This is a genomic window from Corallococcus sp. CA041A, assembly GCF_003612075.1.
In the GTDB taxonomy this organism is placed as follows: domain Bacteria; phylum Myxococcota; class Myxococcia; order Myxococcales; family Myxococcaceae; genus Corallococcus; species Corallococcus exiguus.
The window spans coordinates 19,716-28,665 of sequence record NZ_RAWF01000122.1; the positions used below are offsets into that span (position 1 = coordinate 19,716).

Annotated in this window: 4 protein-coding genes and 1 pseudogene; all 5 read left to right on the top strand. The window is 71.0% G+C overall.

What is annotated here, in order from left to right; genetic code table 11:
• The first annotated feature begins 189 nt into the window (after window positions 1-189).
• Window positions 190-3,528 (top strand): response regulator, encoded by a 3,339-nt coding sequence (locus tag D7V77_RS22035; RefSeq protein ID WP_120578258.1) that lies wholly within the window; start codon window positions 190-192, stop codon window positions 3,526-3,528.
• Window positions 3,525-5,363, top strand: a complete 1,839-nt coding sequence (locus D7V77_RS22040) for a sensor histidine kinase (protein ID WP_120578259.1) — start codon at window positions 3,525-3,527, stop codon at window positions 5,361-5,363. Before D7V77_RS22035 ends, D7V77_RS22040 begins: the two co-directional genes overlap by 4 nt.
• A 32-nt stretch (window positions 5,364-5,395) precedes the next feature.
• The gene (locus D7V77_RS22045) at window positions 5,396-6,394 is read left to right on the top strand and encodes a FecR domain-containing protein (RefSeq protein ID WP_120578260.1); all 999 of its coding nucleotides are present in this window, start codon (window positions 5,396-5,398) and stop codon (window positions 6,392-6,394) included.
• 183 nt (window positions 6,395-6,577) lie between these two features.
• Window positions 6,578-8,482 carry a hypothetical protein gene (locus tag D7V77_RS22050; protein WP_120578261.1) on the top strand — a complete coding sequence of 635 codons (1,905 nt, stop codon included), beginning with the start codon at window positions 6,578-6,580 and terminating at the stop codon, window positions 8,480-8,482.
• Window positions 8,483-8,532: 50 nt separating this feature from the next.
• Window positions 8,533-8,950 (top strand): annotated as a pseudogene (locus D7V77_RS22055) (flagellar motor protein); the annotation flags it as partial.

Below are 8,950 nucleotides of genomic sequence, written 5' to 3' on the forward strand. Positions count from 1 at the left end.
CTCCTTCGCTCGGTCGCCCGCCTGCTCTGGCGGTGATGGGCAACAGAATTTCAGTGCCCCATGCTCCCTGAACATACGTGTAGAGTCAATCTGTTCAGTACCCCCACCCATACCCGCCGTGCTGCCCCCCGCCCGACCTTCTCGCGGCTTGAGGAGGTGCGTTGATCTCGGCGTACACTTGGCACCGCCGTGTCCGACCTCCGCCACACGCTGCTCTTCGTCGATGACGAGGCCGACGTCCTGGACATCCTCAGCCGGATGTTCCAGCGACGTTACCGCGTCCTCACCGCTCCCCACGGCAAGGCAGCCCTGGAAATCCTGCGTACTGAGTCCGTGGACGTGCTCGTCACGGACCAGCGCATGCCGGAGATGACCGGCATCGACCTGGTCAACGCCGCCAGGGCGGAGGGCATCGACGTCACCACGTTGCTGCTCACCGCCTACACGGACCCGCAGGACATCATCGCGGCCATCAACCAGGGCCAGGTGTACCGCTACGTCACCAAGCCCTGGGACGTGAACGACCTGCTCATCACCGTGAAGAACGCGGTGGAGTTCGCCCAGCTCAAGAAGGACAAGGAGAAGCTCATCCGCCAGCTGCACCAGCGGGTGGAGGCCCTCTTCGTCCTCTATGAGGTCAGCCGCGCCAGCGCGAACGACCCGGCCAGCTACGACGCCATCATCGACCGCGTGCTCACCGCCGTGGCCCGCGTGCTGCCGTACGACTGCGGCGCGGCCCTCATCGCGCCGGACGGGCAGCGGGGCGCCACGCTGCGCCTGCGCTGCGTGGGCAACGTGGGCGAGGAGGCGCTGCTGGGCGTCAAGGAGTCCATGCTCGGCGCGTACCGCAAGAGCAGCGGCCTGACGCTGCCGGAGGACCGGGTCATCACCCGCGTCACCGGCACCACCACCAAGGACTCCGCGTCCCCCGTCGTCTACCCCAACCAGCTCACGGTGAACCTCACCGCGGCTGGGAAGCCCGTGGGCATGCTGTCGCTGTTCTCCCACCGCGCTGACGCGTTCACGGAGGACGACGGGCTCTTGCTGGACGTGCTCGCCAACCAGACGGCGGACGCCATCCAGTCGCTGCGCTCCGCGGAGGAAGAGGCCCGCCACCGCATGGAGCGCATGGTCGCGTCCATGGCGGACGGCGTGGTGCTCACCGACGAGAAGAACGACATCGTGGTGATGAACCCCGCGGCCCGCCGCATCCTGCACGCGGGGGAGGAAGGGGAGGGGCCCTCCAACCGGCTCCTGGAGGAGCGCCTGGGCTTCCAGCCGTTCCAGCTGGTCCGCAACCTGGAGTACAGCGGCCACCAGGTGCTGCGCGAGGACGTGAAGCTCTTCGAGCGCACCGTGCAGACCACCGTGACGCCCGTCAACGACGCGCGCGGCACCCTGCGCGGCGTGTGCGTGGTGCTGCGCGACATCACCGACCAGAAGCGGCTGGAGGAGCGCAAGGACACCTTCGTCTCCATGGTGAGCCACGAGCTGCGCACGCCGCTCACCTCCATCACCGGCGCCCTGGACCTGGTGCTCAACCGGATGGCGGGGGACATCAACGAGCGGCAGCACCGCTACCTGTCGCTCGCCAAGGACTCCGCGGAGAAGCTCAACAGCATCGTGGATGACCTGCTGGACCTGTCGAAGTACGCGCAGGGCCGGCTGAAGATGAGCTTCGAGCGCATCTACCTGGAGGAACTCGTCCAGCGCGTGGTGGAGAAGTACGGGCCCGCCTTCGCGGAGAAGCGCATCCGCGTGGTGCCCCTGCTGCCCCAGCACCCGCTGCGCGCCATGGTGGACCCCAACCGCGTGAACCAGGTGCTCAACAACCTGCTCAACAACGCGGTGAAGTTCACGCCGGATGGCGGCGAGGTGCGCGTGGAGCTGCGCGCCACGTCCAGCCTGCCCGGCTACGTGGTGCTCTCCTGCTGGAACAGCGGCGACCCCATTCCGGAAGAGAGCCTGGAGCGCATCTTCGACCGCTTCGAGCAGGCCCGCACCCAGGCGAACCGCACCGTGCGCGGCACCGGCCTGGGCCTGCCCATCTGCCGCAACATCGTGGAGGCCCACGGCGGCCGCATCTGGTCCGAGCCGTCCCACAACGGCGTGCGCTTCATCGCCGTGCTCCCCACGGAGCCGCCCCAGGACGTGCTGTCGCAGGCGACCGTGGACACGCTCCTGCCGTCGCCGCAGCCCATCCGCGCGGACTCTCGCGGCAAGGTGCTCATCATCGAGGGCGAGCCCGAGGTGGGCCACATCATGAAGGCGCTGCTCGGCGCCCGGGGCTACCGCGTGCGCCTGGCGGGCTCCGCGGAAGAAGGCCTGTCCGCCGCTCGCAACCTCCACCCGGACGTGGTGCTGGTGTCGGTGCGGCTGCCGGACGTGGACGGCCTGCGGCTGGCGGAGATCCTCCGGAATGATCCGGAGACGCGCCGCGCGCCGCTGCTGCTCACCTCCGCGTTCGACGAGCGCCAGCGCGCCTTCCGTGCCGGCGCGGACGCGTTCCTCGTGCGCCCCCTGGCTGGCGACAAGCTGCTGGCCACGGTGGACTCGCTGGCGCGGGGCCGCGCTGGGGCACAGCACGGTCGCGTGCTGGTGGTGGACGACGACGCGAAGATCGCCTCCATCTGCCGCGAGGTGCTGGAAGGCCTGGGCTTCGAGGTCGGCGTCGCGCACACCGTGGAGGAGGGCCGGCGTTCCCTGCGCGAGCGCAGGCCGGACGCGGTGCTTCTGGACGTCACGCTGCCGGACGGCGACGGGTTCGCGTTCCTGGAGGAGATCAAGGCCGAGCGCGCCAGTGGCCACATCTCCGTTATCTTCATCTCCGCTCGCACGGAGACGTCGTCCAAGGTCCGCGCGCTGAAGCTGGGCGGAGACGACTACATCACCAAGCCCTTCGACGCGCTGGAGCTGGGCGCGCGCGTGGAGAGCATGCTGCGGCGCAAGGAGCAGGAGCTGTCCTCGTCGCCTACCACGCAGCTGCCGGGCTCCACCGCCATCGAGCGGGAGGTGCAGCGCCGGCTGGCCGCGCGCCAGCCGTTCGCGTTCTGCTACCTGGACCTGGACAACCTCAAGGCCTACAACGACTACTACGGCTTCGCGAAGGCGGACGGCGTGGTGCGCCAGACGGGTGACCTGATGCGGGAGGTCTTCCAGCAGGAAGGCGGCCCGGGGGACTTCCTGGGCCACGTGGCCGGCGACGACTTCGTCTTCATCACCTCCGTGGAGTCCGTGGACCGGGTGTGCCAGCGGGCCATCGAGCAGTTCGACCGCATCATCCCGCTCTACTACGACCGGCAGGACCGGGAGCGCGGCCACATCGAGGCGGAGGACCGCTTCGGGGAGAAGCGCGAGTTCCCCATCATGAGCGTGTCCGTGGTGGCGGTGATGACGGACGGCGTGGCGCATGACCACGCGGAGCTGGCGCGCCGGGCCGCGGACATGAAGAAGCGGGCCAAGGCGATCCCCGGCTCCGTCTTCCTGCGCAGCGACTTAGAGCGCGTGGTCCGGTCCGTCACCGGATGAGGCTCTACCAGCAGCTCGTCCTCTTCATGCTCGCCGCGACGGTGCTGCCCCTGGCCATCGTCGGCTTCCTGCTGCTGTCGCGCTCGGAGCACGCGCTGGCCCAGCGCATCGATGAGCAGCAGCGCGCGCTCGCCACCGCCACCGCCGAGGCCGTGGAGGCGAGCCTGATGGAGGTCGTCAACGGCCTCGCCCGCTCCGCGGAGCTGTTGCCCTGGGAGCGCGCCACGCCCGAAGAGGTGCGCGGCATGCTGATGCTCCTGTATGGCCAGTCCACCTCGGTGAGCGCGGTCATCCAGGCGGACTCGAACGGGCAGCCCCTGGGGCCCTCCGTGTTCCGGAGCGCGGAGCCGTTGGAGCGCCATCCCGCCTTCGACGCCGCGAACGTCCGTCAGCTGGCGCACGCGGTGCCGGTGGAGAACTTCCGGGACGGTGGCAAGGGCCAGGCGGCGCTGGGCAGCGCGTATGTGCACCCGGGCTCGGGCGTGGCCGCCGTGGCGGTGGCGGTGAAGCTGGGGGCCTCGGAGGACGCGCCCTACGCCATCGCGGAGCTCGTCTTCACGCAGTTGGAGGCGCTGCTCGCGCGGCGCGCGATTGACGGACAGCGGCTGGACGTGGTCGACGCCGAAGGGCGCGTCGTGGCCAGCTCCCAGCCCGCGCGGCGCATGGCGGCGCTGGAGCCGGAGCTTCGCACCGCGCTGGAGTCCGCCCTGGGCGCGGAAGGCGGGCGCAGCTTCCAGCTGAAGGACCCCGCGCGCAGGGTGAGCGTGGCGTGGGTGAACACGCTGGAGATGGGCGTCGTCGTGACGGAGGACGAGGCCCTGGCGCTGACGCCCGTGCGGGAGCTGCGCACCACGGTGCTCGCATCCGTGGCGGGCGCGCTGGTGGTGCTCCTGGCGCTGGGTGCGCTCTTCACCCGGCGGCTGGACCGGCGGCTCGCGGACGTGGTGCAGGGCGCGGAGGCCTATGGCCGAGGAGAGCTGGAGCGCCGCCTTCGCGTGGAGGGTCAGGACGAATTGAGCGAGCTTGCGTCCACCTTCAACCGCATGGGCGCGGAGCTGGAGGCGTCTCGCTCGCGGTTGATGAGCTGGAACGACGATTTGCGTGTCCGGGTGGAAGAGGCCACGGCGGACCTTCGCGCGGCGCAGCTGCAACTGGTGGAGGCGCAGAAGCTGGCGGCGGTGGGCCAGCTGGGCGCGGGCGTGGCGCACGAAATCAACAACCCGCTGGCCGGCATCCTGGGCAACGTGCAGCTGCTGCTCCTGGACCGCGAGGCGGATGACGTGGACTTCGAAACGCTGCGCAAGATCGAGCAGAGCGCCAAGCGCTGCAAGGACATCACCCAGAATTTGCTGCGCTTCTCCCAGCAGCGCGAGCGCCCGGACCTGCGGCCCATCGACCTGAACGCGGTGGTTCGCGACGCGCTGAGCCTCACGGAGAACCAGACGCGCGGGGAGGGCATCGACCTGGTGACGGAGCTGAGCGTGGAGGTGCCTCGCGTGAAGGCGGACCCCGGGCACCTGTCGCAGGTGGTGCTGGCGCTCTTGTCCAACGCGCGCACCGCGATGCTGAAGACGCCGGTGAAGCGGCTCACCCTGCGTACCGGGGAGCGCGACGGGATGTGCACCCTGGAGGTGGAGGACACCGGCAGGGGCATCGCGGAGAACATCCGGCCGCGCATCTTCGAGCCCTTCTTCACCACCAAGGACATCTGGTCCAATGTGGGCCTGGGACTGAGCGTCGCGTGGCGCATCGTCACGGAGGCCGGGGGGACGCTGGAGGTCCGCTCGGAAGAAGGGCAGGGAGCCCGGTTCACCGTGGTGCTGCCCCGGGCATGACGCCCGCCGCGTGTGGTAGCTAGGACCTTCGCATGGCTGCTTCTCCATCCCACAGGCGACAGGCTCCGTTCCTCATCGGGCTCGTGCTCATCCTGGCCGCGCTGCCGGTGGGCTGGTTCGTCTTCCTGCGGGAGCCTCCCGCGCCGCTGCCGCCGCCCGAGCCGCCCCGCCGCGTCGTCACGGATGCGGAGGCGGAGGCGAAGAAGGCCGTGGAGCTGGTGCTGAGCTCCTTCGAAGGAACCGTGGACGTGAAGCACGGCGAGGCCGGCGCCTGGGAGCCCGCCCGCAAGGACATGCCGCTGCGTCCCACGGACGTGGTGCGCACCGGCCGCGGATCCTGGGCGGTGCTGCTCAACGGCGAGTCCGTGGAGCTGCGCATGGAGGCCGAGACGGAGATCTCCGTGGAGGAGATCTCGAACGAGCTGTCGAAGGTGATGCTGAGCAGCGGTCTGGCCACCGCCACCGTGCGAGGCCGTCCCAACGTGCGCCATACCTTCGTCCTGAAGGCGAAGAACGGCAACGCGGAGGCCAGCACCTCGCAGGGTACCTTCACCATGAGCAACAACGGGACTGGCACCGTGAGCGTGGGCACGCGTGAAGGTGACGTGAAGCTGTCCGACAAGGAGGGCAAGTACGTCATCGTCCGCGCCGGCCAGCGGTCCATCGTCCGCCCCGGCAAGGGGCTCTCTGATCCGGAGCCCATCCCCAGCACCGTGTTCCTGAAGATGGAGTGGCCCACGGGCGAGCAGCGCCAGCGCGAGGTCACCGTTGTCGGCCGCACGGATCCGTTCAACCGGGTGACGGTGGACGGCGTCAGCGTGTTCGCCAACGAGGCTGGGACGTTCAAGCTCGACGTTCCGCTCGCGGAGGGCTCCAACCTGGTCAAGGTGGCCGCCGTGGGCGTGGGCGGCGCGCGCCAGGACGAGCAGCACGAATTGACCCTGGTCCCGCCGCCGCCTCCTCCTCCGCCTTCGCGGAAGAGGCCGGGGACAATCGAGGTCGACGCCGGAGGGATCTGGGATCCTCCCTGATCCACCGGGTCGGTCTGCGGGTCCTACGCGGAGGACCTCACATGGCGGGTGGGGTGGTTTGACGGAAATGTCCGCGGGCCCGACGGAGAGCCCCTTCGCACGGCCTGCGGCACCAAAGTGGTGCAGTCCCGGCGGAGGGCCTTGTAGAGTCGGGAAGCCCTGGAACGTCTCCTGCTCTCCGCGATGGTCTTGCTTTGTGCCCCGGTCTGGGCGGCTTCGCTGGAGCTGCTCGGCCCGGACGTGCCCGTGCCTCCAGAGGGCTTCACGGTCGCGGTGGTGCGCCGGGACGCCGGAGGTCGGCCGGTAGCGTTCACTCCGTCGTCGGTGACGGCGGAGGGCGCGGAGCTCAAGCCCGGACCGGACGCTCCGCCGCTGCGCACCTGGGTCGTGGTGCCGAAGGCCCAGGCGCGCGAGGTGGTGGTGCGCGTGAAGGGGGACGGCGAGGAGGCCCAGGCCCGCTATGACGTGGGGCCGCCCGCGAGCCACATGGAGTTGTCGCTGGAACCCGCGCTGCCCGTGAAGGGGCGCGACACGGAGGCGACGCTCACCGTGAAGCGCCTGCGGCCGGACGGGACGCCGGATGACAGCGGCGCGCCGCCGGTGCTGCGCGCGAGCACCGGACAGTTGGAGGGGCTCAAGCACACCGGGCCGGGCACGTACACCGCTCGCTACGTGCTGCCTCCGACGCGCCTGCCCGAGGCGGCCATCCTGGTGGCGCTGTCCGCGTGGCCGCATCCACAGTCGGTGCATGGGGCGTACGGGCGGCTGCTGGTGCCGCTGGCGTCGTCGGTGAACCTGCCCGGCAAGAGCGAACCCGGAGGCCAGGTGTCGCTGGAGGTGGCGGGGACGCGCTTCGGGCCCGTGCCGGTGGACGCGGCCGGGCGCTTCGTGCTGCCGCTGGTGGTGCCTCCCGGCTACCCGCTGGCCCGTGGCGAGGTGAAGGACGAATCCGGCCACGTGGAGCGCATCAGCATCGACCTCCAGCTGCCGCCCACGGATGGCCTGGCGTGCGTGCTCAACCCGCAGCGGCTGCCCGCCGACGGCGTGTCCCAGGCCCGGCTGCTGTGCGCGACGAGTGATCCGAAGGGGCAGCCCGTCGCGGATGCGCGCGTCACGGTGAAGGCGAAGCACGGCCGGCTGGAAGGGCCCCGGCGCGACGCGAACGGCATGCTGGAGTGGCGCTACACGGCGCCGCGCACGCTCGCGGCGGATGAGCGCATCGAGGCGGCGTGGCCGCAGCGGGGCCCGGGGTCGCGCGAGTCGTTGCCGATGCAGCTGGTGCAGGGCGCGGTGCGCGACGTGACGGTGTCGCTGTCCGAGCCGGTGGTGCACGTGGGGTCGGTGGCGCGGGTGGTGGTGGCGGCGCGGGACGCGGCAGGGCAGCCCCGGCCGGAGGCGAAGGTGGTGCTGACCCCGGCCGAGTGGACCACGGGGCCGGCGGTGGAGTCCCCTCCTGGCACGTTCACGGTCCCGTGGACCGTTCCGGAGAACGGGTATCAGGTGAACGCGGACGTGACGGTGCGCGCGTACGGTCCGCTCGGGATGGAGCCCGCGCGGATCGCGGTGTGGCGGCAGGACACGGAACTCGTCGCGGGCGTGGTGGACCTGGCAGGCTGGCCGGTGCCCCGTCAGCCGCTGCGGGTGAACGGTGCGGCGCGGGTGACGGAGGAGGACGGGACGGTGTTCGTGGGCGGGCTGGTGACCGGCAAGGTGCGCGTGTCGCACGACGTGTGGCCGGGGCTCGACGTCACGGTGCACGTACTGGCCCCCCAGGGACCGGTGTTCCCGGAGTCCGCGCCGCTGGTGCCCGCGCCTGTCGTGGAGCGGGTGAAGCTGGCGCCGCCGCTGCCGGTCAACGTGCGGGTGCGCGTGGAGGGCCCCCGGGTGACGTGCTGGGTGGAGGACCCAAGCGGGCAGGTGCTGCGCGACCGCCCGGTGCACGTCGCGTTGTCCGAGGGCGAGCGGGGTGAGCAGTCCGTGCAGGATGGGCTCACGCGCTTCACCGTGCATGGCGCGAAGGGCCCCGTGAGCGTGTCCGTGGCGGACGTGCGCACCGGCGTGACGGCGGTGGAAGAGGTGCGGCCTTGAGGGCTGGGGTGTCGCGGAGGGCCTTGGGTCCGGGTACCGCCGCGGGCTTCCTGCTCGCGCTGCTCCTGCTGTCGTCCGTGGCGTCCGCGCAGTCGCTGTCGTCGGACCTGCCGACGCAGGCGTCGACCATCGCCGGGCGCGTCTGCGTGGACGTGGACGGAGATGGACTCTGTGGGCCCGACGAACCCGGGCTCGCGGACGTGCGCCTGGTGCTGGCCACTGGCCGTGAGGTGCGCACCGATGCCTTCGGCCGCTACCACCTCACCGGCGTGGACTCGCGCGTGCCGGACCTCATCGGCGGCCCGCACCTTCGCCCCGGCCGCCATGCGCTGAAGGTGGATCCGCGCAGCCTGCCGACGTCCAGCCAGGTGGTCCCCCGCGTCGCGACCGTGGAGGTGCCCTGGGGCGCCGTCGCCCTCCAGGACTTCGCCGTGCGTCCGCCACCCACGCCCCCGCGCGCGGCCCCCT

Coding starts and splice junctions, on each gene's coding strand:
- D7V77_RS22040 (WP_120578259.1), top strand. CDS start 3,525: ATGAGGCTCTACCAGCAGCTCGTCCTCTTCATGCTCGCCGCGACGGTG.
- D7V77_RS22045 (WP_120578260.1), top strand. CDS start 5,396: ATGGCTGCTTCTCCATCCCACAGGCGACAGGCTCCGTTCCTCATCGGG.
- D7V77_RS22050 (WP_120578261.1), top strand. CDS start 6,578: ATGGTCTTGCTTTGTGCCCCGGTCTGGGCGGCTTCGCTGGAGCTGCTC.